Raw genomic sequence first — 311 nt, 5'->3', positions numbered from 1 at the left:
TTCGACTGGTTGGCGGCCTCGGCGTTGCTCTTCGCCTCGCTGAGTTCCTGGTTCAACTGCGAGAGTTCCTGGGTACGCTCCTGGACCCGCTGTTCCAGCGACTCGTTGGCGCCCTTGAGGCCCTGTTCGGCCTCGCGGTAGGCGGTGATATCGGTGAAGCTCATGACGAAGCCGCCGCCGGGCATCGGGTTGCCGATCAGCTCGATGACCCGGCCGTTGGGGAACAGCCGCTCGCCGACCAGGTTGGAGAACATCGGCGCCGGCGCACCGCTCTTCAGTTCGATACCGCCGAAGATCACCAGCCCCCCGAC

General features: G+C 65.6%; 1 protein-coding gene. It reads right to left on the bottom strand.

Annotated elements, in window-relative coordinates:
• Positions 1–311 (bottom strand): PAS-domain containing protein (locus tag ACLJNW_RS24155; protein ID WP_410961212.1); only part of this gene is annotated, 311 nt, incomplete at both ends.

Origin of the sequence: Salmonella sp. SAL4457 (genome assembly GCF_046548235.1) — a bacterium.
In the GTDB taxonomy this organism is placed as follows: domain Bacteria; phylum Pseudomonadota; class Gammaproteobacteria; order Enterobacterales; family Enterobacteriaceae; genus Salmonella; species Salmonella enterica.
This window is presented reverse-complemented; position numbering and strand designations above follow the sequence as displayed.